18 protein-coding genes and 7 pseudogenes are annotated in these 24,617 nt (G+C 72.6%); 14 read left to right on the plus strand and 11 right to left on the minus strand.

The genetic code is table 11. The annotated features are described in order from the left end of the window. The 3 pseudogenes from BJF83_RS20120 to BJF83_RS20130 form a co-directional block, all read left to right on the plus strand. Positions 1–379: pseudogene (locus BJF83_RS20120) on the plus strand (hypothetical protein); the annotation flags it as partial. 16 nt (positions 380–395) lie between these two features. Continuing rightward, positions 396–1,048 (plus strand): annotated as a pseudogene (locus BJF83_RS20125) (response regulator). A gap of 107 nt (positions 1,049–1,155) precedes the next feature. Further along, positions 1,156–1,914: pseudogene (locus BJF83_RS20130) on the plus strand (class I SAM-dependent methyltransferase). Positions 1,915–2,017: 103 nt separating this feature from the next. Here BJF83_RS20130 and BJF83_RS29690 read toward each other — a convergent pair. The 5 genes and pseudogenes from BJF83_RS29690 to BJF83_RS20150 form a co-directional block, all read right to left on the minus strand. Beyond that, positions 2,018–2,317 (minus strand): alpha/beta fold hydrolase, encoded by a 300-nt coding sequence (locus tag BJF83_RS29690; RefSeq protein ID WP_262391702.1) that lies wholly within the window; start codon positions 2,315–2,317, stop codon positions 2,018–2,020. A gap of 114 nt (positions 2,318–2,431) precedes the next feature. Then, positions 2,432–2,782, minus strand: coding sequence for an alpha/beta fold hydrolase (locus BJF83_RS29695; protein ID WP_262391703.1), 351 nt, complete (start codon positions 2,780–2,782; stop codon positions 2,432–2,434). Positions 2,783–2,793: 11 nt separating this feature from the next. Then, a pseudogene (locus BJF83_RS20140) lies at positions 2,794–3,603 on the minus strand (exodeoxyribonuclease III). Between the two features lie 30 nt (positions 3,604–3,633). Continuing rightward, positions 3,634–4,617, minus strand: a pseudogene (locus BJF83_RS20145) (tyrosine-type recombinase/integrase). A gap of 958 nt (positions 4,618–5,575) precedes the next feature. After that, a pseudogene (locus BJF83_RS20150) lies at positions 5,576–6,584 on the minus strand (acyltransferase domain-containing protein). Between the two features lie 136 nt (positions 6,585–6,720). On the opposite strand from BJF83_RS20150, the gene BJF83_RS20155 reads away from it, so the two are divergent. Beyond that, entirely contained in the window at positions 6,721–8,337 is a 1,617-nt protein-coding gene (locus BJF83_RS20155) for an AMP-binding protein (RefSeq protein ID WP_075927550.1), read from the plus strand. 135 nt (positions 8,338–8,472) lie between these two features. On the opposite strand, the gene BJF83_RS20160 is transcribed toward BJF83_RS20155, so the two are convergent. Beyond that, positions 8,473–8,757, minus strand: coding sequence for a 4a-hydroxytetrahydrobiopterin dehydratase (locus tag BJF83_RS20160; protein WP_075927551.1), 285 nt, complete (start codon positions 8,755–8,757; stop codon positions 8,473–8,475). 441 nt (positions 8,758–9,198) lie between these two features. On the opposite strand from BJF83_RS20160, the gene BJF83_RS20165 reads away from it, so the two are divergent. The 5 genes and pseudogenes from BJF83_RS20165 to BJF83_RS20180 all read left to right on the plus strand — a co-directional run. Next, complete coding sequence (locus BJF83_RS20165) at positions 9,199–10,788, plus strand: nitrate- and nitrite sensing domain-containing protein (protein ID WP_262391704.1); 1,590 nt, start codon at positions 9,199–9,201, stop codon at positions 10,786–10,788. Continuing rightward, positions 10,734–11,330 carry an ATP-binding protein gene (locus BJF83_RS29700; protein ID WP_262391705.1) on the plus strand — a complete coding sequence of 199 codons (597 nt, stop codon included), beginning with the start codon at positions 10,734–10,736 and terminating at the stop codon, positions 11,328–11,330. The genes BJF83_RS20165 and BJF83_RS29700 overlap by 55 nt, the downstream gene beginning before the upstream one ends. A 126-nt stretch (positions 11,331–11,456) precedes the next feature. Continuing rightward, positions 11,457–11,924 (plus strand): roadblock/LC7 domain-containing protein, encoded by a 468-nt coding sequence (locus BJF83_RS20170; protein ID WP_075927558.1) that lies wholly within the window; start codon positions 11,457–11,459, stop codon positions 11,922–11,924. Next, a complete protein-coding gene (locus tag BJF83_RS20175; RefSeq protein ID WP_316042323.1) occupies positions 11,921–12,307 on the plus strand; it encodes a DUF742 domain-containing protein in 387 nt (128 codons plus the stop codon). Before BJF83_RS20170 ends, BJF83_RS20175 begins: the two co-directional genes overlap by 4 nt. Then, positions 12,297–12,869 (plus strand): annotated as a pseudogene (locus BJF83_RS20180) (ATP/GTP-binding protein); the annotation flags it as partial. The gene BJF83_RS20175 and the pseudogene BJF83_RS20180, both read left to right, overlap by 11 nt. Before the next feature lie 363 nt (positions 12,870–13,232). Here the strand turns inward: BJF83_RS20180 and BJF83_RS20185 are convergent. Beyond that, positions 13,233–13,802, minus strand: coding sequence for a TIGR03086 family metal-binding protein (locus BJF83_RS20185; protein ID WP_075927552.1), 570 nt, complete (start codon positions 13,800–13,802; stop codon positions 13,233–13,235). An 85-nt stretch (positions 13,803–13,887) separates the two neighbouring features. Continuing rightward, positions 13,888–14,658 (minus strand): TSUP family transporter, encoded by a 771-nt coding sequence (locus BJF83_RS20190; protein WP_075927553.1) that lies wholly within the window; start codon positions 14,656–14,658, stop codon positions 13,888–13,890. A 338-nt stretch (positions 14,659–14,996) separates the two neighbouring features. On the opposite strand from BJF83_RS20190, the gene BJF83_RS20195 reads away from it, so the two are divergent. Both BJF83_RS20195 and BJF83_RS29705 read left to right on the plus strand, forming a co-directional pair. Beyond that, positions 14,997–18,110, plus strand: a complete 3,114-nt coding sequence (locus BJF83_RS20195) for a tetratricopeptide repeat protein (protein ID WP_075927554.1) — start codon at positions 14,997–14,999, stop codon at positions 18,108–18,110. 122 nt (positions 18,111–18,232) lie between these two features. Continuing rightward, a complete protein-coding gene (locus BJF83_RS29705) occupies positions 18,233–18,355 on the plus strand; it encodes a hypothetical protein (RefSeq protein ID WP_262391706.1) in 123 nt (40 codons plus the stop codon). A gap of 116 nt (positions 18,356–18,471) precedes the next feature. Here the strand turns inward: BJF83_RS29705 and BJF83_RS20200 are convergent, their stop codons facing one another. Continuing rightward, entirely contained in the window at positions 18,472–18,855 is a 384-nt protein-coding gene (locus BJF83_RS20200; RefSeq protein ID WP_075927555.1) for a hypothetical protein, read from the minus strand. 129 nt (positions 18,856–18,984) lie between these two features. Continuing rightward, entirely contained in the window at positions 18,985–19,449 is a 465-nt protein-coding gene (locus tag BJF83_RS20205) for an ATP-binding protein (RefSeq protein ID WP_262391707.1), read from the minus strand. Between the two features lie 232 nt (positions 19,450–19,681). Between BJF83_RS20205 and BJF83_RS20210 the strand changes: the two genes are divergently transcribed. The 3 genes from BJF83_RS20210 to BJF83_RS27040 all read left to right on the plus strand — a co-directional run bounded on the left by BJF83_RS20210 (position 19,682) and on the right by BJF83_RS27040 (position 22,320). Continuing rightward, complete coding sequence (locus BJF83_RS20210; protein WP_075927556.1) at positions 19,682–20,584, plus strand: helix-turn-helix transcriptional regulator; 903 nt, start codon at positions 19,682–19,684, stop codon at positions 20,582–20,584. After that, positions 20,581–20,967, plus strand: coding sequence for a DUF397 domain-containing protein (locus tag BJF83_RS20215; protein ID WP_262391708.1), 387 nt, complete (start codon positions 20,581–20,583; stop codon positions 20,965–20,967). The genes BJF83_RS20210 and BJF83_RS20215 overlap by 4 nt, the downstream gene beginning before the upstream one ends. Before the next feature lie 129 nt (positions 20,968–21,096). Continuing rightward, on the plus strand, positions 21,097–22,320 hold the full coding sequence (locus BJF83_RS27040; protein WP_143832007.1) for a hypothetical protein: 1,224 nt from the start codon (positions 21,097–21,099) through the stop codon (positions 22,318–22,320). A gap of 258 nt (positions 22,321–22,578) precedes the next feature. Here BJF83_RS27040 and BJF83_RS20225 read toward each other — a convergent pair. Beyond that, positions 22,579–24,617: tetratricopeptide repeat protein (locus BJF83_RS20225; RefSeq protein WP_075927557.1), on the minus strand; the 2,039-nt coding region annotated here is incomplete at its 5' end.

Consider the following 24,617-nt stretch of genomic DNA (forward strand, 5'->3'; position numbering starts at 1 on the left):
CCCCGCACGCCCCCACCCGACCTCGACCCGCCTGTCCCACCTGGCCACCGCCACCCGCCACACCGGCACCGACCTGACCTGCACCCTCACCGGCGACCCCGCCCACGTCCCCGCCCTACTCTCCCGCGAGACCTACCGCATCACCCAAGAAGCCCTCACCACGCCCTGCGCCACGCCCCCCACCAACCCATCACCCTCACCCTCCGCATCACCCCCACCACACTCGCCCTCACCGTCACCAACCCCCTGCCCCCAGGCCGCCACCGCCGCCGCACCGGCCGCCGCGGAATCACCGGCATGCGCGAACGCGCCCACCTGCTCGGCGGAACCCTCACCGCCCGACCCACCACCACCCACTGGCACCTGGACCTCCACCTGACCTGGAAAGCACACCCGTGATCCGCATCGCCCTCGTCGACGACGAAACCCTCATCCGCGCCGGACTGGCCGCCCTCATCACGCCGAGGACGACATGGAGGTCGTCGGCCAGGCCGAGGACGCGCCCACGTCCCCGACCTGACCCGCCGCACCCGCCCCGACGTCATCCTCATGGACGTGCGCATGCCCGGCCTCGACGGCATCCAGGCCACCCACACCCTCACCCAGACCCTCCAGGACCCACCCCGCGTCATCGTCGTCACCACCTTCGACAACGACGACCACGTCTGGGACGCCCTGCGCGCCGGCGCCACCGGCTTCCTCCTCAAACGCACCCCGCCCGAAGACATCCTCGCCGCCATCCGCATCGCCCACCGCGGCCAGACCCTGCTGTTCCCCACCGCCCTACGCGCCCTGGCCGCACCCAGCCCGCCGACCCCATCCCCGCCGCCCGCGCCGTGGCCACCCTCACCGAACGCGAAGCCCAAACCCTCACCCTCATCGCCCAGGGCCTCACCAACGCCGAGATCGCCGGCCACCTGCACCTGGGCCTGCAGACCGTCAAGACCCACGTGTCCAACACCCTGGCCAAACTCGCGTCCGCGACCGCACCCAGGCCGTCATCGCCGCCTACGACTCCGGCCTCATCCACCCCGGAACCCACCGCTAACCACCACGACACACCCACACCACCACAAACCCCCAATCATCACCACGCCAAGCAACACCACTGCTACGTTCGGCAGCCACCGACGACCGCCGACCACAGGACCCACCATGCCGACCGCGCCAGCCATCGACCTCGACCACATCAGCCACCTCTACCGCACCCACCGCGACGACCTGGCGCGCGTCCGCGACCAACAACGCGACCACCACACCCACGCCGACCCCACCATGACCGCCCAACTCGACGACATCGAAGCCGAGATCACCTACCTCCTCCTCCGCGACACCACCCCCGCCCACGTCGTCGAGATCGCGCCTACTACGGCTGGTCCACCACCTGGATCCTGTCCGCCCTACGCGACAACGGCACCGGCCACCTCCACTCCTTCGACATCGTCGACCACGCCCCCCAACACGTCCCCGACCACCTGTCCACCGACCGCTGGACCTTCACCCGAGGCGACGTGCGCACCCGCACCGGCCACCTGCCCCCGCACATCGACTACCTGTTCATCGACGCCGCCCACAACGGCCGCTTCGCCCGCTGGTACACCCACCACCTCCTGCCCTCCCTCGCCCCCCACACCCCCGTCAGCGTCCACGACGTCTTCCACCAACGCCGCGCCCTGCCCTTCACCGAGCGCCGTCATCCTCAAATGGCTCGCCAACAACACCACCCCCTACTTCACCGCCTCCGCCGCCCGCGCACCCCACACCCACCGCGCCATCCAGGACCTGAAGAAGGAACTCGACCTGCACACCCCCGTCCGCACCGGTCACCGCAACCCGATGATCTACTTCCGCCAGCCCGCACCACCCCGCCCCACCAGACCCCAGCACAGCCGGCAAAACAGCCACACCCCCTGACACGACACGGCCGAGGCGGTGGAACAACCACCGCCCCGGCGTGCTCGCCTTGGGCCTCCGCCTCGCTCCGGCCCGTGGTCGGACCCTGCTGGGCCCGCGCCCGCTAGGAACCCCCAGCGCCCACCTGACCGGGCGCACCGCCCTCCGACAGACCCCGTCCACGCAACCACACCACGTCAGCGGCATCCGCCACGATCCGCGAGAAGTTCTCCGGCTGGTCCAGACTCACCATGTGCCCCGCCCGCGGCACATTCACCAACCGGCCCTCCACACACGCGTCGAAGAACTTCTTCTCATGGATCCGGAAATGATCACGCGACCCGTTGATCAACCACACCGGCCCCGGATACGCACCCAACGCCGCCAACGCGTCCATCTCCGAGATCTCGTCGATCACCGCCATGGCCGCCTCCACCGCCAACCCCCCCGTCCAGCAACGCGTCCGCCGCACCATCACGCAACGTCAACCGATGGAACCGCTCATTGACCGCCGCGCCCCGATCCGGCAACCGATCCATCAACACCGCCGGAATCCGGTACACCTGCGCCAACGCCTGCGCCGGCTTGGCCGTACAGCTGGCCGCCACCAGACCCGCCACCCGACCCGCGCCGCACCCGCCGCCGCGATCGACACGAACCCGCCCAGACTCAACCCCGCCAACAGGGCACGACCACCCACACCCTCGATCGCCCCCAACACCGTGTCCACCGCCGCACCCAACGAGAACACCTCACCCCGCCGCGACCCGTGCCCCGGCAGATCCGGCGCCACCACCGTGCGACCACGCTCACGCAACCACTCCACCTGCGGACGCCACATACTCCCCGACACCCGCATCCCGTGCACCAGCACGATCGGCACACCCATGGCCACTCCTCCTAGCCCGCCCGGAACCGCACCGTCACCGCGCGTGGTCCGACCACCGCGCCGCGTGCTCCTCAGCCCGCTCCACACGCGCCCACTCCGCACGCGCCGCCAACCCAGGCGTCGCCACCTGGTAGTCGATCCGCCACCCCGCGTCGTTGTCGAACGCCCGCCCCCGATACGTCCACCACGAGTACGGGCCCTCCCGATCCGGCATCAACGACCGCACCACGTCCACGTACCCCACCTCATCGAGACCCGCGACATCCACTCCCGCTCATGCGGCAGAAAACCCGAACTCCTCCGGTTCGAACGCCAGTTCCTCAGATCCGCCTCCCGGTGCGCGATGTTCCAGTCACCGCACACCACCAACTCACGGCCCCCCGCCTCCACCTCCTCACGCCGCTTGGCCAGGTACGGAAGGAACGCCTCCATGAAACGCTCCTTCTCCTCCTGCCTCGCGTGCCCACATCCCCCGACGGCAGGTACAGACTCGCCACCGTCACCGGCCCCAGGTCCACCTCCGCGTACCGACCCGAATCCTCGAACTCCGCCGCCCCGAACCCCACCCGCACCGCGTCCGGCTCCACCCGCGAGAACACCGCCACCCCGGCACGACCCCTGGCCGCGGCCGGAGCCAACACCACGTGCCACCCCCGCGGAGCGATCACCTCGGCCGCCAACTGGTCCCGCTCCGCCCGCGTCTCCTGAAGACACACCACATCCGCGCTCGTGGCCGCCAACCACCCCACGAACCCCGGATCCTTCCTCGCCGCCGCACGCAGACCATTGACGTTGACCGTGGAAACCTCGAAACCGTTCATCACAGGCCACAGAGTAGCCACCCCCCGACCTCACCCGTCCCCGCGCTCACCCACCAACCGGCGCACCACCCCATAGGTCCGGTTCGACCCCGCCGCCTCCCTCTCGCCCGCGCCGTCACCTCGATATAGGCCTGCGACGACGCCACCGACGCATGCCCCAACAGGTGCATGATCTCACTCACCGACGCACCGTCCTCCGCCAACCGCGTCGCAACGTGTGCCGCAACGCGTGCACCAACGTCCCCCGCGCCACCCGGTCGTGCACCCCCGCGTGCCGATAGCACTGCCGCACCAGATACTGCAGACCACCCCGCCGCAACCCCTGCCCGCGGTTGTCCACCAACAAAGGATCCGCGCCCCGAACCCGCACCCCGAACCGCTCACGCCGCGACACCAGGTACGCCTCCAACAACGCCTCCAACGGAGCCTCGATCGGCAACACCCGCTCACCACCGCCCTTGCCCACCACCCGGATCCGCCGCTCGCCCGGCCGGCCCCCCACCGACTCCACCCGCAACGCCAACATCTCCGCCGACCGCATCCCCGTCAGCAACGCCAACGCCAACACCGCCAGATCCCGCTCCGGCCACGATCCCGCGCCCGACGCGCACCCCGCGCCAACGCCTCCAACAACCGCTCCGGAGTGTCCTCACCCATCAACGGCTTGGGCCCCGACGGCCGCACACGCGGCCGCGGCACCGCCGGCATCGGATTGCCCGCCACCACCCGCTCCGAGACCCAGAACCCGAAGAACCCGTTCCACGTCGACCACGCCCGCACCACACTGGAAGCCGCACGCTCGGCGGCGAACTCAGCGAACGCCCCCCGCAACACCCCCGCGTCCAACTCGGCCAACCCCACCTCGTCCAACGCACACCCACGCGCCCGCGCCACACACCCCAGCACCCCGCGCAGGTCACGCCGGTAGGCCGCCACCGTGTGCGCGGACGGCTTGGCCGCCCGCCGCGCCACCAGATACCGCTCCACCGCCTCCAGGGCCCCCAGCCCCGCCATGTCACCGCTCATGCACACAGCATCCCCGACCGCGCACCGCACCCACACCCCGAACCCACCCGGAGTCGAACACGGCCGAACGACACAGCGCCCCGGACACGGGCAGTGGGGGAGAGGGAGCGGGGGCGCCGCGCCGCCCAGGTCACCGGAGCCGGGGCGTGGTGCGGCTCCAGGCGACGTGCCGGGAGAGGAGCCCGATTCATCACGAAAGGTGAAAGGAGAACGACTCACGGCGACCGTTCTCACGGCGCGCCGGGCACGGACCGGGGGAGGGGGCGCCGCGTGAGCGGGGGAGGAGCGGACCACCCGAACGCCGACGACCGGGACGGGCACGCCCCAAGGAGCCGCGGAAGACCGACCACCGAGGCCGGACCCCGGCTGGCACAGAACGACAAATCACGCATGAAAGAGCAAAAGATGACAAAAACATGCATAACATCATTTATGCATCAAACATGAATGCAAGGGGAGGAACCGCAGACACCAGGGGACACCTCGGGCTCCAGCACCGGACACCGCGCCACACACGCCCCGACGTGCACGCCAACCTCCACCCCTGACCGCGAACACCAGGACCGAGCCCACACACCACCGACCGCACACCGGCGGACCCGAACCCGCCCGAGCCCGCGAAGAACATCCGACGCGCACCGCACCGCCGGCCAGGTTCAGCGGACACCGCACCGAGCAAACCAGCGCCGTCGACCCCGGTCCACACGCGGCGGCACACACGGGCACACCCGGCTCACCCGAGGACGCCCCGGGCGCCATCCTCGGAACCCTCGGACCCACGCGCGGATCCGCAGCCTCCGGCACCGCGACTCCGCACCAGCGAACCCAACCCACCCGCAACACCCAAAACCCCTACCCCACAAGATCCCACATCGCCGATAATGCACATTATGTCAAGTTAAAGATCCTCGGCCCCACCCGCACACCCCGCGCGACGACACCGGCCTCACCCCAACCGCACCCACCCCGTACGCACCCACAACACCCCACCCGACTCCAACCGCTCCACCACCGCACGCTCCAACCGCGTCCCCCGCGGCACCGCAGCCACATCCACCTCAGGCATCCCGAACACGAACCGGAACACGTCCCCCTCCCCCGGAACCCCCCGACCCACCAACGAGAACCGCCGCTGGAACCGCACGATGTTGGACCCCTCCCCCAACACCTCACCCCACCACGGATCCAACAACCACGACGTACACGTGGCCACCACCGGATCCATCCCCAGATGCGCCCGCGCGACGCCCGCGCCCCCGCCAACGCCCCGTCCACCGCGACCGGATCCAACCCGCCCGTGGGAACGTGCAACCGCACCACCGGATCCCCCGGAGCCATCCCCGGACCCACCGCGGCCGCCTCCCCCGCCGCGAACCACTCCACCGCGCCCTGATCCCCCAACGACGCCGGCTCCAACTGCAACCCGCCCACCCAGAACAGCCGCCCCCGGAACTGCGCCGCCACCCACGCCGACGTCTCCAGGCTCAACCGGCCGAACATCCGCCGCGACCGCGCCACCTGCACACCCACGTCCCCCAGCGTCCGCGCCGTCACCGCACGGTCGATCCCCCGCGCCCCATGCCGCTCGAACTGCTCCTCCACCATCGCCGCGAACGCCCACAGCGCCGCGACCCGCACCCGGCGTCCCGCGCCCCGACCAGCGTCGGCCACGCACGCCACCCACCCAGCGGCAGGTCCACGTCCGCGCACAACCGCCGGTACATGCACTCCACCAGGTGCCACAGCTCCGCCGGCCACCCCCGGCCCGGCCACACCGCCGCCACCTCCGCCCGGTCCACCGGATCCAACCCGAACAGATCCAACACCCGTGCGGCCCGCTCCCCCACCGGCACGTCCAGCGCCCGCGCCGGTTCGGGGAGCCGCTCGGCCTCGGCCAGCCACACCCGCACGTTCGCACCCAACCCGAACCGCTCCACCACGGCACCGCTCTCCATGCGCACATCATGCCGCAGCGCCCCCGCCCCAAGCCGTCCCACACCCGACACCAATGAGGCCGGGCTCACAGTGGGGCATAGTGTTGACGTACGAGCACGAACTCAGCGAAACCACCGAAATCGAGGACGACCACCGATGTCCGACCCGGCGCACCGCATACAGGACTGGATCGCCACCCACGACACACCCACCACCTCCGTGGCCCACCTGCTCTGCGACCGCCACCGCCCCGACACCGTGGCCACCACCGAGATCGGGCCCACCCTCGAAGCCACCACCCTCACCTTCGGTCAACTCGCCGACCGCTCCCGCGCCCTCGCCGCCGGCCTCGCCCACCTCGGCGTCAGCCGCGGCGACCGCGTCGCCACCCTCATCCCCAAGGGCATCAACCTCACCGTCACCGCACTGGCCGTCTGGCGTCTGGGCGCCGTCCTGGTCCCCCTCCTGCCCTCCTTCGCCCCCTCCGCCATCGCCGAACGCCTCACCCACTCCCAGGCCCGCCTGGTCCTGTCCGACGACGAGTACCGCGCCAAGCTCGACCCCCTCCCCGGCTCCACCGCCCCCCGCTGGGGTGTCGCCACCACCGGCGCCCACCCCCTCCGCGAGGGCGACCACACCCTGGACTCCCTCGCCGAGCGCGCCCGCACCCCCGTGGAAGACGTCGCCGTGGGAGGCGACGGCGCGCTCGCACTGCTGTTCGTCTCCGGCCCGGTGGGGCCGCCGCGGGGAGTGCGGGTGCCCGTGCGAGCGCTGTCGGCCATGCACGCCCACCACCACTTCGGCCTCGGGGTGGACGACGAGGACGTGTACTGGAACACCGCCGCCCCGGGAACGGCCTACGGCCTCTACCACGGGGTGATCTCGCCGCTGCTGGCCGGGCACAACTCGCTCGCCCTGCGCGCGGGGTTCTTCGACCCCGAGCTCACTCTCGACGTGCTGGGGGTCTTCGGTGTGACCAACCTGGCCGCCGACCCCACCACGTACCGCACACTGCGCGCGGCGACCAAGACGCTGCCGCCGGAGGTCGTGGTCCAGCGGCTGTCGAGCGCCGGTGAGCCGCTGGCGCCCGACGTGGTCGAGTGGGTGACCGACGCGTTCGGGGTGCCGGTGCGCGACCACTACGGGCAGACCGAACTCGGCTGGTGCGTGGGCGTTCCCAACGGGGACACGGGCGCGCCGGTGGAGGAGATCGTCCCGGGGGCGATCGGCCCGGCGCTGCCCGGGTGGGACGTGTGCGTCCTGGAGGCGATCTCCGACGAGCCGGCGCCGGCGGGCGCCTACGGTCGGGTGGCGGTCGACCTGGCCAACAGCCCGCTGGCGTGGTTCGAGGGCTACCTGGAGAACGAGGGCGCCTCGCAGGTGCGGTTCACGCCGGACCGTTCGTACTACCTGACGGGCGACACGGGGATCGTGGACCGCCGGGGCCTGCTGTTCTTCTCCACGCGCGACGACGGCGCGATCCAGTCGCACGGGTACCGGATCGGCCCCACCGAGGTGGAGGCGGTGCTGAACGAGCACGCGGCGGTGGAGGAGTGCGGGGTGTACTCGATCCCCGACGAGCTGGCGGGCCAGGTGATCGGAGCGCGGGTGGTCCTGTCGTCCGGTTTCGAGGCCGGTGAGGAGCTCGCCGAGGAGCTCAAGGAGTGGGTACGGGGGCGGTACGCCACGCACGCCGCGCCGAGGACGGTGGACTTCGTGGCGGAGCTGCCGCGCACGGCCTCGGGCAAGATGCGGCGGGCGCGGCTGCGCTGAGCCTCGCGGGGGCGGCGACGTGGATGGTCCCGGCCGCCCCCGGGGTCGCCGGGAGCGGCGGGCGGTGCCCGCCACGCGGTGCTCCCGCCGGACGGGGGTCCGGGTCCGCGGGCCGGTCGGGCGCGGGGGCGGGGCCTACGGGACGAGCTCGTCGATGCGGGCGGCCAGTGCCATGTCGTTCTCGGTGAGGGCTCCGACGGCGTGGGTGCACAGGGACAGGCGCACCCGGTTGTAGCGGATGTCGATGTCGGGGTGGTGTCCGGCTTGTTCGGCTGCCTGGGCGATCTGGTTGACCAGGGCCACGGCGGTGAGGAAGTCGGGGAGGCGGACGGTGCGGTGGATGTCCGGGGCCCGGGGGTCCCACTCCCAGTCGGTGAGTCGTTCCAGGCCCTCCCTGATCTGGTCGTCGGTGAGCCTCATGGCGTCCTCTCCCCCGTTGCGTGGTGGTGTCGGCGACCGTACGGTCGCCCGGTCGTGGCGGCGTGGGTCGGCGCAGGGGCACCGTACCGCGGTGTGCGGTCGGTTTCACGTACCGTGCGCGGAGTCGGGCGGGCTTTGGGGTGTTCGGTGCGGCGGAGCCGCGCGATTGTGTGTGCTGGTGAGTGTGCGTGGAGTAACCATAACCGCCACCTTTACGTCGTAGATTTTGATCCTGGCCGGATTCGGCAACACCGGTCCTGACCAGCGCACACCGGGGTGCACCGGGCTCGTGGGCGGATGTCGGACCTTGCGCGATCCCCCGCGAACCGATTCACTCTGAGTCCGGCCGCTCCCCCAGCCCACGGGCCTCGACGTCCACGCTCCCCTCCCCCTGGAAGCGAACCCATGCCCCTTGAGAAGCGCCGCTCGCTTCGCGCACGCATGATCACATTGGTCCTGGTGCCCAGCACCGCCCTGCTCGCGCTGTGGGCGGCGATGACCACCGTCATGCTCGTGGACATCCGTGACCTGCACACGACCGCCGCCCTGACCGAGGAGCTCGGCGGACCCGTCGTCAGCGTCGTGGGGCAGCTCCAACGCGAACGCCGCGCCACCATGGACACGGCCAGTCCCTCCCAGGCGAGCCTGCTGCGCCTGGAGAGGGTCCGCGAGGAGACCGACGAGGCCCTGTCCCTCTACCGCCGCCGGATGGACGGCTTCGACGCCGCGGACCTCTCCCGCCAGGCGCAGGGCCTGGACGACCTCCTCGACGAGCTCGACGGCCACCGTGAACTGGTCGACGGGCTCCCCCGCTCCGGGCGCACCCCCCTTGCTGCGGGGACCTTCTACGACCAGGCGATCGAGACGGGCCTGCGTTTCTGGGACGGCCAGGTGACCCGGGCCGACCCCGAACAGGTCCCCCACCTGCGGTCGCTGACCTCGCTCATGCTGACCCGGGAACTGCTCAACCAGCAGGACTCGGTGGTGGCCCACGCCGTGGCCAGCGACTCCTTCACCACGGGCGACCACGCCCGCTTCGCCGCGGCGGCGGGGGCCCAGCAGTTCACCTGGAACCGGGCCGGCACCGAGCTCAGCGACGCCGACCTGCGGGAGTACGCCCGGGTCAGCTCCTTCACGGGGTTGGCCACGGTGCACCTGCTCCAGGACAACATCGTCGGCAGTCCGCCGGTCGACGACGACACCGTCCCCGTCAACGCCTCCGCGTGGCACGGCGCGGCCGAGGCCGTCGACCTGCGGATGCGTGAGGCCGAACAGGCACAGATGGAGCGCGTCGTGGCCCTCAGCAACGAGCAGGCCGCCGAGTTGACCCGGGTCGTGGCGGTGAGCAGCGTGCTCGTCCTCATCGCGGCCCTGGCGTCGACCGCGGTTGCGGTGAGCGGGACCCAGCGTCTTGGGCTGCGGCTGCAGGAGTTGCGCACGCTCACCCTGGAACACGCCCGGGTTCGTCTGCCGGAGGTGACGGCGCGGCTGCGCGCGGGCGAGATCGTGGACGTGGACGCCGAGGCGCCGCGGCTGCGGGTGGAGCGGCGGGACGAGATCGGTGAGGTGGCCGAGGCCTTCAACGACGCCCAGCGCGCGGCGGTGACCGCGGCCGTGGAGGAGGCGAAGGTTCGCGCGGGCGTGCGGGCGATGTTCCGCACCTGGCGCGGCGCACGCAGTCGCTGGTGCACCGCCAGCTGCGGTTGCTGGACTCGTTGGAGCGCGGCGAGACCGACCCCGAGACGCTGGCGTCGCTGTTTCGGATCGACCACTTCAGCACCCAGATGCGCCGCAACGCGGAGAACCTCGTGCTGCTCAGCGGTGACGCGCCGGTGCGTGCGGGGCTGGGCCCGGTGGGGCTGCACGAGGCGGTGCGGGCGGCGGCCAGCGAGATCGAGGACTACACGCGGGTGCGGGTGCTGGAGGTTCCCCGGGTGTGGTTGCGCGGTGACGTGGGCGCGGACACGGTCCGGCTGTTGGCCGAGTTGCTGGAGAACGCCGCGGGGTTCTCGCCGCCGGGGACGCCGGTGACGGTGCGCGGCCGGGACCGCGGCGACGGCGGGTGCGTGGTGGAGGTGGAGGACCGCGGGCTCGGGATGACGCGGGTCCAGCGGGTGGCGGCCAACGCCCTGCTGGCCGATCCGCCCCGGTTCGATCTGGCGCGGATGCGGGAGGACTCGCACCTGGGTCTGTTCGTGGCGGCGACGATCGCGGCCCGGCACGGGTTCGGTGTGACGTTGCGGACCGGTGCGTACGCGGGGACGCGGGCGGTGGTGGAGATCCCCGTCGCCGTGCTGGCCGAGCCGCGGGACGGGGGGCGCGTGGTCGGGGGCGCGGGCCTCGCACGGGCCCGGTGGCGCGCAGGGCGCCGTCTGGGCCCGTGCGAGGCCCGGCGGGGGGTCGGCGGACGCGCCCCCGGCCGGGCGGGAGGTCGTCGCGGAGGAGGACACCTACATGGGGTTGCCGAGGCGGCGGCGGTCGCGGGCGGCGGGCCCCGGTGGTGTGGCCGTGGGCGGGGCGGCGCCGGAGGGCGTCGGGACCCACGGGGGCGAGGGGGTCGACGGGGGCGGTGATCAGCGGCCGTTGTCCGAGATTCGGTCGATGATGAGCGCGCTTCAGTCGGGGACGACGCGCGGGCGCGCGGAGTCGGGCGGCGGGGGCGTGCGCGGTGTGCGTCCCGGTGAGAAGACGGAAGGGTGATGGGGATGTCGGCGGACGTGGCGGGCGGTGGCCGGACGGTGGGTCGTGGGCTCAACGGCGGGTCGGCGGCCAGGTCGTTGGACTGGCTGCTCGGTGAGCTGGTGGAGCGGGTGGCGGGGGCGCGGCACGCGCTCTTGCTGTCGGCGGACGGGCTGCTGCTGTCGGCGTCGCCGGAAGTGGTGCGGGAGGAGGGTGAGCGGCTGGCGGCGATCGCTTCGGGGTTCGCGAGTCTGGCCCGCGGGGCCAGGAGGGAACTGGGGGCCAGTGAGGTGCGCCAGACGGTCGTGGAGATGGACAACGTGTTCCTCTTCGTGCTGGCGGCCGGTCGGGGGGCGTCGTTGGCGTTGGTCGCGGAGGCCTCGTGCGACATGGGGCAGGCGGCGTTCGAGCTGAACCGGTTGGTCCGGCAGGTGGGGCCGCATCTGTCGGCGTTGCCGCGCGGTCGCGGGGGCGGGGGCGGGACGTGAGTGCGGGGCCGTCTGGGGAGGGCGGCGAGGAGTCGAATCTGATCCGGCCCTACGCGTTGACGGGAGGACGCACCCGTCCGTCGCGGGCGGATCTGACGGTGACGACGCAGGTGGTGGCGGTTCCGGTCGTGGGCGGTGCGGATGTCGACCCGGAGGTGGAGTTGATCCTGGCGCTGTGCGCGCGGCCGCTGTCCGTGGCGGAGGTGGCGTCGCGGTCGGGTTTCGCGCTGGGTGTGGTGCGGATCCTGGTCGCCGATCTGGCGGATCAGGGGCGGGTGGTGGTGCGCAGCTCGGACTGGGAGCGTGCGCGCCCGACGCGGCCACGTTGCGTTCGGTTCTGGAGCGGATCCGGGAGTTGTAGAGGTGGAGTGGATGACCGCTGAGGTGGCGGGGCCGGTGCCGGACACGTTGAAGATCGTGGTGGCCGGTGGTTTCGGGGCGGGCAAGACGACGTTGGTTTCGGCTCTGAGCGAGGTGGAGTCGCTGCACACCGAGGAGGTGATGACGGCCGAGAGCGTGGGGACGGACGACCTCGTGGGCGTGGAGGACAAGAGCACGACCACGGTGGCGTTGGACTTCGGCAGGATCACGCTGGACGAGTCGACGGTGGTGTACCTGTTCGGGACGCCGGGTCAGCGCCGGTTCTCGTACATGTGGGAGGAGTTGGCGCGGGGCGCTCTGGGGGCGGTGGTGTTGGCGGACACGCGACGTCTGACGGACTCCTTCGACGTGATCGACTTCTTCGAGGAGCGGCGGGTGCCGTTCGTGGTCGCGGTCAACTGTTTCGACGGGCAGCGTACGCACCGGGCGGAGGACGTGCGGGTGGCGTTGGATCTGGAGGATCCGGTGCCGTTGCTGCTGTGCGACGCGCGGAGTCGGCAGTCGGCCAAGGAGGTGGTGGTGGAGTTGGTCGAGTTGGTGCTGCGGTGGGAGTTGTCCGGCGCTGAGGGCGCCGTGGTGTGGGGTGGTGGCGTCGTCGGTTCCGCGGGGTCGGCGGCGCTGTCGTGTGCGGGGGCGTGGGCCGGTGGGGTGCGGTCGGGACAGGTCGCACGTCCACGGATTTCATTGTCTGAAGGCATTCGGTGTCATAAATCAGTTGTCCCGGTCAGTTTCTACGATGGATTCACTTGCGTGGACCAACCTCAGCGGCCTGGCGTACGTCATCGGGGGCTGTGGGCCGCCGCCGGCGTCGGCCAGCTGGCCCACGTCACCCGCGGGTTCCGCCAAGCGCCCCCGCGGATGGCCTTCGACGACGGGCCCGTGCGGGAGCGCCCTCCAACGCGGTCTGACCGCTCCCCGGTCGGCGGGTCACCGCCACGACGGGCGCCGGCCGGTCAACGCGACCAGCCGGTCGGTGTCGTCGGCGTCGGGGCCGACCGGGACGGGGGCGTCGAACATGGCTCCGGGGCCCAGCGGCCGGTCGTCGACCCAGGCCCGCAACGCGGCCGCCAGGACGGGGTCCAGGCCGGTGTCGCCGCCCAGTGCGGCGGCCAGGTCCCAGGCGTGCACGGCCAGGTCGAAGGTCATCTCCCACAGGTAGGACTCTCCGGGCACGTCGCCGTAGGACAGGTGCACGGTGCGGGCCAGGGCGGCCGGGGCCAGCCACGCCTGCCGGGCCGCGTGCGCCGCGGCGGACCACGCCGCCACGGGGTCGCCGCCGAGCTGGTCGCCGTCGAAGCGGTCCCCCACGTCCTTGACGCGGGCGCCGCCGAGCAGGTGCGGGACCCACAGTTGTTCGGTGACCAGGTGGTCGACCAGGTCGCGAACGGTCCACCCGGCGCACGGCGTCGGCCGCGTCCAGTCGTCGGGGCCCGCACCGCGCACCCGGCGGTCGAACTCCCCCAGCGCCGTGGCGTGCAGTTCGGTCAGTGTGGACATGTGCGCCCCCTCGGTGTCGGTCCGCCGGGTCCCTACCCGGGGACGCCGCCGCGCCAAACGCCGCCGCGTGCGCCCGTGCCGCGGTTCAGGGTGCGAGGATGTCCCATCCCATGCGCACCAGGAGCGCCAGGACGACCACGAGCAGGACCGTGCGGACGAACCCCGCGCCGCGGTTCAGCGCCATGCGCGAGCCGATCTGCGCGCCGACGATCGTGCACGCGCCCAGGGCCAGGCCGAGCCCCCACAGGACGTGGCCGCCCGCGGCGAAGACGACCAGGGCGCCCACGTTGGTGGCGGTGTTGACGATCTTGGCCGAGGCGGAGGCCGCGACGAAGTCCATCCCCAGCACGGCGGTGAAGGCGATGATGAGGAAGACGCCGGTGCCGGGGCCGACGAGGCCGTCGTAGAAGCTGACGCCAAGACCGGCCAGGGCGACGGCGGCCAGGGCCCGGTCGCGGGTGCGCAGCCGCGGGTCGGGGGCCGTGCCCATGGCGGGCCGGACGTAGACCATGAGCGCCACGCCCGCCAGGACGAGCATGATGACGGGCTTGAGGACGTTGGCCGTGAGCGCGGTGGCCAGGAGCGCGCCCAGCCCGGAGCCGGCCAGGGCCAGGCCCGCCGTGGGCCACACGATCGGGGGTTCGAGCTTGATGCGGCGGGCGTAGGCCACGGCGGCGGAGGCGGTGCCGAAGACCGCGCCGAGCTTGTTGGTGCCCAGCAGGGTGGCCAGGGGCGAGGTGGGCGAGGCGACCAGCAGGGCGGGCAGCAGGACCAGTCCTCCCCCGCCGACGACGGCGTCGACCCAGCCGGCGCCGAGGGCCACCAGTAGCAGGAGGCCGAGGATCTCGGGGTCCACGGTTACCCCGTGCCGTGGGCGGGAGAGGGGGTGATGGGGCCTTCGGGGTTCATGTTCGCCGAGTCTAGACGAGTGGGAGTTTGTTCCTTACGTGCGGTTTGCACTCTGGCCCGCACCGCCCAGGCCCACGATCCCCTCGTCCACCTGTCCGTCAGGACAAGGAAATGTCACCATCGCGGTGATTCTCCGCCCGAACACTGATCCGCGCATGTCAGGAGCCGCTCGCCCGGCATGCACCCTCCGATGCACGTGCCCGCCGATCCCGGCCGGAGCGCCCCCGATAGCGCGCGCCCCGGAGCGGGAATGATCGCGGTCCCGGGGGCAGCGGGAGTGGACTGGTGGAGCTGGACGTACTGGGGCCCGTCGAACTGCGCGTCGGCGGCCGTCCCCTGGAACTCGCCGGGCGTGCACTGGCCCTGGCGGTGGCACTCGGAGTCGATCCCGGCCGTCCGGTCGACCGGGACACGCTCATCGAACGCGTCTGGGACGGCGATTTCGTCGAACGTTCCACGCTCGACGCGACACTGACACGCCTGCGCAACCGGCTGCGCAAGGTCGGCGCCGCACCGGCGGCGCTGCGCTCCAAGGCCGGAGTCTACTGCTTCCAGCTCCTGCCCGAGGCGGTCGACTGGCAGCGGTTCCTGCGTCTGCGCGACCAGGCCGACCGGGCCCGGCGCGAGGGCGACGGTCCCGAGGCGCACGCCCGCGCCCGCGCCGCCCTCGACCTGTGGCGGGGCCCTCCCCTGCCCGGCCTGACGAGCCGTTGGGCGTCGGGGCTCCGGCACACGATGCAGACGCGGCACCAGAGTGCCGTGGAGCTGTGGGCGCGGACCGGTCTGGACACCGGGGCCCACGGAGTCGTGGACGCCCTCGCCGACTACGTCCACACCTATCCGGCCAACGAACGGCTGGCCGAGCTGCTCATGCTCTGTCTGCACGCCCGTGGACGTCCCGCGGACGCCGTGCAGGCCTACGAACGGCTCCGCGGCCACCTGGAGGAACACGAGGCCGTGCCCGGCTCCTCCACCGAACGGACGCTGCGCCGGGTCCTGGGCGCCGAACCCGCGGGCCCCTCCCAACCCGACCTCGCGCACGCGGCTCCCCTTCCCCGCCGCCAGTACAACACTCTGCCCCGTGACCTGCCCGACTTCACCGGGCGCACCCGGGAGATCGAGGGACTGGTCGCCTCCGTGACCACACACCCGCCGGAGGCGACGGGGGTCCACGTCATCCACGGCCTGACCGGCATCGGCAAGTCGGCGCTGGCCGTGCGCGTGGCCGGCCTCCTGAGCGAGCACTTCCCCGAGGGCCGCTTCCACGTCGAGCTGCACGGCCGGGGCGAGCCGCACCCGCGCAAGGCGCCCATGGAGGCACTGCGCGAACTGCTCTCGATGCTCGGCGTGCACGAGGCGCGACAGCCCTCCTCCGAAGCCGAACTCGTGGCCCTGTGGCGGGACCACACCGCGCGGGCCCGCGTCCTGATCGTCCTCGACGACGCGGCGGACATCGCGCAGGTGCGCCCGCTCATCCCCGGCGGTCCCCACTGCGCGGTGCTGATCACCAGCCGATGGAGCCTGCCGGAGCTGGACGGCGCGCGCCGACTGCGGCTGTCGTGGCTCAGCGACCAGGAGAGCACCGCCCTGCTGCTGAGCATCCTGGAACGGCGCGAGCCCGAGGAGGCGATCGAGCGGATCGCCCGGTTCTGCGGTGGCCACCCGTTGGGTATCCGGCTGGCGGGGGGAAGGCTCCGGTCGCGTTCGGCCTGGAGCCCGCAGGACCTGCTCGCCCGGCTCGGGGACGTGTGCGAGGGACTCGACCACATCCGGTCGGGCGACCGTTCGCTGGAATCGGTGTTCGAGGTCAGCACCCGCGAACTGGACCCGCCCCTGCGGCAGGCCCTCCTGCGCCTGGCCCTGCATCCGGGCGACCGGTTCGACCTTCACGCCGCGGCCGCGCTCGTGGGGGTGTCGGCCCCCGCGGCGGAGGCCGTCCTGGAGCGCCTCCTGGAGGCGTCCCTCATCGAGGAACCCAGAGTCGGCCAGTTCGCGATGCACCGGCTGCTGTCCGCGTTCGCCCGACGCTCCCCGGACCTGTCTGCGGGCCAACGGACCAGTGCGCTCCAACGCCTGTTCACCTACTACCTCCACGCCTGCGACCTGGCGGACCGGCGCTATGCCCCCGACCGGTACCGCAGACCCCTGGCCGGCGCGCCCTGCGACCTCCCGCCGATGCGGTCCCTGTGGGAGGCCTACCAGTGGTGGGACGGCGCACAGCAGTGCGTGCTCGACGCACTGGCCTGGGCGCGGTCGCGGGGCGGCCACGAGGCGGCCGAAGCCGACATCGCCCACGCCTGCGCCGCGCTGTTGGACGCGTCGGTCGGCTGGGAGGACGCCGCGGCCGTGCACGCGCGCGCCGCACGTGTGCGGGGGCGCCGCGATCCGCACGGCGCGGCCCACGCGTTGTACGACCTGGGCCAGGCGCAGTGGCGTCTGGGCCTGCTGCCGGAGGCCTTCGCGTCTGTCACCGAGGCCCATCGGCTCTGGTCGCTGATCGGCGACGCGAAGGGCAGTGCCATCACCCTCAACGAACTGGGAACGATCCGGTACGTGCAAGGGCGTTTCACCGAGTCGGAGCGACTGCACCGCGAGGCCTTCGGCATGGCCGAGGGCGAGGGCAACCGGGCGGGCATGGCCGACGCGCTGAACGGGATCGGCAACTGCGCCCGTGAGACGGGGCGCATGCGTGAGTCCGTGCCGCCGTTCCTGGAGGCGCTGGAGTACTACGGCCAGATCGACAACTGGCGGGGCATCGCCCGCACGATGGGCGACCTGGCGGGGTCCTACTGCTACCTCGGCCACTTCCAGGAGGCGATCCGGCTCGAAGAGAGGACTCGCGAGGTGTTCCGGTCGGCCGGGGACCGGCGCCAGGTGGCGGGGTCCACGCTCAACCTCGGGGAGATAGCGCAGGCCCGCGGCGACCACGCGGGCGCGCTGGGGCACGCGCGATCGGCGCTGGCGGCCTTCCGCTCGATCGGAGATCCCGAGGGGATCGTCGTGGCCCTGGGCAACATCGGCGCCGCGCTGGTGCGCCTGGGGCGCGCCGGGGAGGCGACGGAACCGTTGGAGGAGGCTCTGGCGAGGTCGCGGCGGCGGCTGTCCGCTCGCCGGTACGAACTGCTCCTGACGCTCGGGCACGCGCACACGGTGGCGGGCGAGGACGCTCGGGCCACGGCGTGCTATCAGGGGGCGGAGTCCGAGGCCGCGCGCGTGGGCGCGCTGCGCGGGCGCGCCCTGGCGCTCCTGGCGTGGGAGCGGCTGGCGCGGGCTCGGGGAGACGACGCGGGGGTGGAGGAGCTGCGGCGCCGCTACCGGCCGCTGACGCACCTTCTCGACCGTGAGGAGTTCACCGCGTACGCGGGCGAGTTGGACTTCCTCCAACAATCTTCGCACTAGCCCCACTCGGAGCACCCGGCACATCTAGGATTCACGTTGACCAGAGCGGCCTCGGACGTCGGCGTCCGGGCCGCTCGACGTCGTGCCCCCCATCGACGTGCCCAGCCACCAGAGAGCCCTCCATGCCCGACATCTGCACGCTGATCGCCTGCTGGTTCCTGATTCACGGGTGGTACCGCCACATGGCGTCGCAAGGACCGGACCTCGACGGGACGGTGGCGGCGCTCATCGGCGTCCTGTGCTGAACCGGCTCCGCGGGCGGCGCCCGCGAGGAGCGCCGCCCGCGGAGCAGGGGTCGGCCCGCGACCGGTCAGGGGGCGGGGCACACCGCCCCTGGAGGTGGCGGCCCGAGTTCGGCGCGTCAGCGGACGGTGTCGAGGTAGGTACGGACGAGCGCGGCCAGGTCGCCCAGGTCGTCGGCGGTCTTGCCCGCCTGTGGCGCCGGGCCTCCCCCGGCGGGCCGGGAGCGCGCCGGCGGCCCCGTCAGGTAGGGCCGCACCAGCGCGCCGCCGACCTCGTCGGGGTCGCCCGCGTCGTCCACGTCCACGGGTCGGATCGTGGCCGCGGACGGTGCCGGGGGCCGGGGAGCGGCGGACGGCGGATCGGTCGCGGCCCGTGCGCCTCTGGGCGGCTCCGGGACGAGCACGAACGCCAGCGCCGTGGCCAGGATCGCGGCCAGGCGGGCCCGGAGCCGCCCGGCGAGGGTCCGGTGCGGCCTGCGGTGGCGGCCGATGGCGTGTTCCACGGTCGTCCTCCTGCTCGTTCGGGTGGTGTTGCCAGCCCCGACCCGGCGGGGCCGCGCACCGGTCGGGTCGTCGCCCGTGCCGCCCTCAGGCGTCCGGGCCGCGGTGGGGGTCGACCAGCGCCCACACGGTCAGCGGACCGCCGGGGGCTCCGGTCCACCACCACTTCTCCGCCAGCGCGGCCACCAGCCGCAGGCCGCGCACGGGGTCCGCGTCGCGGGCGCGTCGGCGAGGGCCGGGACCGTGACCGGGCACAAGGCCCGAGGGCCGTCGTCGGTCACGCTGACCAGGAGGACCTGGCCCGGCAACGACTCCATGGAGACCCTGACCCGCCCGTACCGACCGCCCGATGCGCTGTGCACGACCGCGTTGGTGACCAGTTCGCTGAGCACCACCAGGACGGGGAACGCCCGGTGCGCGGGCATGCGCAGCCCGTGCAGACACCACCCGCGCACCCGGGCCACCTGGTCCCGCGTCCCGCCGAAGTAGGCGGTACGCACGCCCCGGGGCTGGGGGACCCGGCGGGGCAGGTCCACGGGGGCGGTCGGCAGCACGTCTGGCGACCGCCTCGGTGGCGGGACGTCGAAGTCGCGCATCAGGTGCCTCCAGGAAGCCGAAACGAACCAGTTCTCGCGAAGGTGCGTCCCGCACGGTCACGGAAGCAGCGGAGCGACCTTCTGCCCACACCAGACGACACCCTCGAGTGTCACCCTTGGTGACATCACGAGTACGCGAACAGTTTCATGATGCATTCTCGGAACATTCCTGGCAAGTGCTTGGAAGAATTCTGAGTTAGCTTGGGAGCCCGAAGCCCTAAGGTGGCGGGTCATGTCACGATGGGCATGCCCGTCCTTGCACCTGATCGAGAGGAACGACGTGGAAGCTCAGCGCAGCCCGGCCACCGCTCGCCGGAAGCTCGGTGCCCGTCTGCGGAGGTTGCGCTCCGAAACCAAGCTCACGGGCGCGCGTGTCGCCGCCGGGATCGGGTGTGCACCTTCCACGATCAGCAAGTTCGAGGGCGGCACCCTCATCCCCGACGCGGAACAGCTCGACAGACTCCTGACGCTCCTGCACGTCGAGGATGTCGATGAGCGGCAGTCGCTCCACCAACTCCTTGAAGCGGCATCCGAGACTGGCTGGTGGGAGGCCTACGACGATGTCCTGCCTCCCCGGTTCGACACCTACATCGGGCTCGAACTCGACGCCACGTCGGTTGAGGCATACGAGACCACGCTGGTTCATGGCCTCCTTGAGACACGGGACTACGCCAGCGCCGTCCTGCACGGTGCTTCCTTCGGAACACCGCCCGAGGACATCGACCTCCTGGTGGACGTGCGGATGCGCCGCAAGGAACTCTTCGACCGCGATCCCGCACTGCGACTGTCGGTGGTGATGGAGGAGGCAGCACTCCTACGGCCGATCGGCGCAAGCGCGGTCATGCGCGAACAGCTCCAGTACCTCATCGATCAGCAGGAGCAGCCGCACATCAACATCCAGGTGCTCCCCTTCGCCCTGGGCGCCCATGTCGGACTGAACGGCAACGTCGCCCTCCTGGAGTTCGACGACCAGCCGCCGGTGGTCCACGCCGAAGGCAGCACCGGTAACAACTTCCTCCTCAAACCCCGCGAAATACGCCGCTGTAAGCTCCTGCTGAAGCGACTGCACGAGATCGCGTTGAGTCCGGACGACACCACGCGATACCTGACGAAGACCCTCAAGGAGCTGACGTGAGCCACGCCGTGTGGGAAGAGCACGACCCGTCCACCTCGTGGATGAAGTCGAGCTTCAGCACGAACCCGCAGGGCTGTGTCCAGGTGCGGGTTCCGCGCGCGGGCACGATCGAGGTCGGTGACACCAAGAACCCACAGGGCCCCACCCTCACCGTCCCCGACTCCGACTGGGACCACTTCCTCACCCAGGTCACCACCGGCGGAACCGACTACGGACGCCTGCGCCCCACCTTCCTCCCCCACGGCGGCTTCACCCTCGCCGACGCCACCACCCCCCGCTCCCCCGCACTCGTGTTCACCGAAGCCGAATGGGACGCCTTCAAACGCGGCGTCGAGGCCGGAGAGCTCCGCGGCGGCCAGCCACGCGGCGTCCCCGCGGGCTGACCCGACCTGGGCGTTCTCGGGTGCAGGCGATGCGTCATACGGATCGCAGGCCGATGCCAGGTCCCGTGCAGGCGGTTCGTCACATCCCGCGCGCGACGCTCGTGCTCCGATCTCTGGAGAGGAGCACGGATGAACGACATCCGTCAGCGCGGCGGCCCGGGACCCGACTTCCAGGCCACCTGGCGCACCGACCGCACCGTCCTGGCCGTCGTCCACCACCTGACCGCGGCGACCCGCCTGGCCGACGTCCTGCCCCTGTTCGAGTCCGACCCCCGGGTGCAGGTCGTCTTCACCGTCCCGCCTTTCTCGCGCGCGGCCCGGAGCGGGGCCGCCTACGTCGACCGGCTGGGCGCGGTCGTGCTCGACTGGGAGCGGGCGACCTCGCGCCGCTTCGACCTGGCCGTCGCCGCGAGCCTGGGCGGACTCGAACAGCTGGACGCCCCGGTGCTGACCGTCGAGCACGGCGCGGGGCCGGGCAAGCTCCGGGCGCGGCACGGCGGTGACGGCCCCGAGGCGCCGCGGGAGGTCATCGGGTCCTCCCCGTCCGGGCTGGTCTTCCAGGGCAGGGTCGTGCCCGCGATGATCGGCGTCCCGCACCACCGGCAGCGGGCGGTCCTGGCCCGGCTCGTGCCCCAGGCCGCGGAGGTCGCGCACGTGGTCGGCGACCCCACCTTCGACCGCGTCCTGGCGGGCCTGCCCGAGCGCGAGGGCTACCGGCGCGCACTGGGCGTGGCGGAGGGGCAGACGCTCGTGTTCGTCTCCTCCACGTGGTGGTCGCACTCGCTGCTGGGCCGCATGCCCGATCTGCCGGGGCGGCTCGCGGCCGAACTCGCCCCGCACGGCGTGCGCGTGGTCACGGCCGTGCACCCCGGGGTCCACGCCGTGCACGGCCACCGGCAGGTGCGGGCGTGGATGGGCGACGCCGTCGGGCTCCTGCCCCCGGAGGGCGGCTGGCACGCGGCGATCGCGGCGTGCGACGTCGTCGTCGGGGACCACGGCAGCGTGACCTACTACGCGGCGGCGGCCGGACGGCCGGTCCTGCTCGCGCAGTTCCCGCACGAGGACGTCGTACCGGCGTCGCACACCGACCTGCTCGGCAGGGCCGTTCCCCGGCTGGACACCGGGCGCGCTTTGCTGCCGCAGGTGCGCGCCTGCGCGCGCGAGCACGTGCCCGAGCGCGGGGAGTGGTTCGCCTCGATGCTCACGTCCGCGCCCGGAGAGGCGGCCCGGCTGCTGCGCGAGGCAATCTACCGGCTCATGGACCTGTCCGAGCCGGAGCGGCCCGCCGTGGCGCCGCCCGTGCCGCTCCCGGTCCCGTCGCCGTCGCTGCTCGGGCTGGAGCAGCGGTGGTAGGCGTGCGGTTCGTACGCGCGCGGCTGTTCGCTCCGGGGCCCCCGGCCACCGTCGCCACGGACGACCTGGTGTGGGCGGGTTCGGACGCGGCGACCACGCGAGGGCGCTGGCGGACGTCATCACGGACCAAACGGCGCGGGGCGGCCGTGGCGGCCGCGGTCCCCGAGGCGCGCGTGGCCCTCGTGCTGTCCCTGCTGCACACGGTGGGCGTGCTCGGCGGGTTCGGAGAGGACCCGGCCGCGGTGGTGGGGGCGGCGGTCAGGGCGTTGGGTCGCCCGCCTGGCCCAGACGCAGCCGTGTCTGTGCGGCTTGGGGGGCGCCCAGTTCGGTATGGATGGCGAGTGCGCGCCTCAGGTGGTCGCGCTCGTCCCGGGCGTGTCGCCTGAGCCGGGCGAGGTCGGCGAGCAGCGTGTGGGCGCGCGCCTCCTCCAGGCGCGCGCCGCAGCGCCGTGCGATCGCCAGCGCCTCGGCGAGCGACGCGCGTGCCCGTGGTTCGTGTTCCTCGCGTAGGTGGGTCATGCCCTGGCCGATGAGGGTGCGCAGGGTCATGTAGTCGTCGTCGATGCCGGTGAAGTACCGGTGGGCGCGGGCGAAGTGGTCCAGTGCGGTGTCGTGGGCGCCCAGTTCGCGGTGGGCGTCCCCGAGGTGGCGGTCCATCAGCGCCACGCCCCGCTCCACGCCCTGCTCGGCGAAGATTTGCCGTGCCCGGTCGTAGTGGGCGACCGCCCGTCGGTGGTCGCCGGCGATGAGCGCGAGGGTGCCCAGGTTCTCCAGGCAGGTGCCCTGGCCGAGCCGGTGGCCGATCGCCTCCCACAGTTCGAGTGCCCGTGTGTACTCGTCCCGGGCCTGGTCGGTGCGGTGGAGCTTGAGGTGGGCGTTGGCCAGGGCGAGCAGTGTCCGGGCGATCGGGGCCGGGGCCCCGATCGCCTCGGCCGAGGCCAGGGCCAGGGTGTGTGTCTCGGTCCAGGCCTCGAAGTGCTGGCGGAGGGTGAACAGGGCCCACAGGGCTTCGCACAGCTGCCAGGCGGCCTGGTGCCGACCGGTCTCGTGGCACAGCCGGACCAGGGACCGCAGGACCGGGAGCTCGGCCTCCAGCCAGGCGAGCGCGGTGTCGCGGTCGGGGAAGGGCGAGGGGGTTTTGGCGGCCTCGGCGAAGAGGGGGCCCAGATGCCAGCGGTGGGGGTTGAGGACCAGGTCGGCGGCGGTGGCCGTACGCAGGTGGTGGTCGACGAGGCGGTCGAGGGCGGCCTCGCGCCGGGGCTCGGGTTCGTCGGTGCGGGCCTTGGCTCGGGCGTGGTCGCGGATGAGGTCGTGGAGGCGGTGGCGGCCCTCGTCGTCCTCCTGGAGGAGGTTGGCGTCCAGGAGGGCTTCGACGCGGTCCTCGGTGTCGTAGGGGTCGCCGCCGTCCAGGGCGATCGCGGCGTCCAGGGTGATGGTCGGCCCGGGGTGGAGGCCGAGGAGCCGGTAGAGGCGGGCCACGTCGTCGGGGAGTGCGGTGTAGGAGGCGTCGAAGACGGCGGTCACGGAGCTGTCCCGGTCGGTGCTGAGGGCGGACAGGCGGCGGTGCTCGTCGGAGAGTTCGTCGACGACGCGTTGGGCGGAGCGGCCGGGGCGCAGGCGCAGGCGTCCGGCGACGGCGCGCAGGGCGATCGGCAGACGGCCGCACAGGTCGGCGAGTCGTTGGGAGGTGGGCCCGCAGACGTCGTCGCGGTGGCCGCTGAGCAGTGTGTGGAGGAGATCGACGGCCGCCTGGCGGTCGAGGGGGCGCACGTGCAGGAAGCGGGCGCCGTGGGCGAGGAGGCCGAGCAGGTGCAGGCGGGTGGTGACGACGACGCGGTGTGCCCCCTCTCCGGGCAGGAGGGTGCGCACCTGCGCGGGTGAGACGGCGTTGTCGAGCAGGAGGGCGAACCGCTTTCCGTGGGTGCGGGTGCGGAACTCGGCGGCGCGCGGTTCGAGGCCCTGGGGGATCTGGCGGGCCGGGACGCCGAGCGCGCGCAGGAATCCGTCGAGGACGGCGGCGGGGTCGGCGGGCGCGGCGCCGTCGCCGAAGCCCGCGAGGTCGGCGTAGAGCTGACCGTCGGGGTGCTGGTCGGCGTGCTGGGCGAGGAAGTGCGCGGCCAGGGCGGTCTTGCCCACTCCCCCGGTGCCGACGAGGACGGCCAGGTCGGTGTCGTGGAGCGGGGCGGAGGCGAGTTCGGCCAGTTCGCGGATCCGGTCGGTGAACTCGGCGGGGGCGGGCGGCAGTTGTCGGGGGGCGGCCGGCGTCGGTGGGGGGCCCGGTGGAACGTGGGACGCTC

This window comes from Nocardiopsis sp. CNR-923 (assembly GCF_001942255.1).
Taxonomy (GTDB): domain Bacteria; phylum Actinomycetota; class Actinomycetes; order Streptosporangiales; family Streptosporangiaceae; genus Nocardiopsis.